We start from the raw sequence: 597 nt of genomic DNA on the forward strand, positions 1-597 counted from the left end.
CGGATTGTTGCGCGGCATGAGACCTTGCGCAGCCGGTTTGCCCAACAGGATGACGACGCCCAGGTGCTGATCGTGCCGCCTGAAGAAGTGATGCCCCTGCAAGTCCAGGACCTGCGTCGCCACCCCGAAGCACAGCAGGTGCTGGACGCGTTGATCCAGGGCGAAGCCTCGGCGCCTTTTGATTTGCAGCGCGGCCCGCTGTTGCGCGGGCGCCTGGTGATCATGGCCGACGATCACCACGTATTGCTGCTGACTATCCACCACATCGTGTCCGATGGCTGGTCCATGGGCGTGCTGACCCGCGAACTGATGGCGCTGTACCAGGCTTTCAGCCACGGTGAGGCTGACCCACTGCCGCCGTTGCCGATCCAGTACAGCGACTTTGCCGTATGGCAGCGCCTGTGGCTGAGCGGCGAAGTGCTGCATCGCCAGAGCAGCTACTGGCAACACACCCTGGCCGGTGCGCCGGCGTTGCTGATGTTGCCGACCGACCGTCCACGCCCGGCCCAGCAGGACTACGCCGGCAGCAGCGTCGAGGTGCACCTGGATGAGCGCCTGAGCGCCGGGCTCAAGGCCCTCAGCCAGCGCCACGGCACC

General features: G+C 66.0%; 1 protein-coding gene. It reads left to right on the forward strand.

Annotation, left to right across the window (positions count from 1 at the left end; all coding sequences use genetic code 11):
- On the forward strand, positions 1–597 hold a 597-nt coding region (locus HX846_RS37085), incomplete at both ends, for a condensation domain-containing protein (protein WP_178967446.1).

Source organism: Pseudomonas sp. K5002 (assembly GCF_013386655.1).
In the GTDB taxonomy this organism is placed as follows: Bacteria; Pseudomonadota; Gammaproteobacteria; order Pseudomonadales; family Pseudomonadaceae; genus Aquipseudomonas.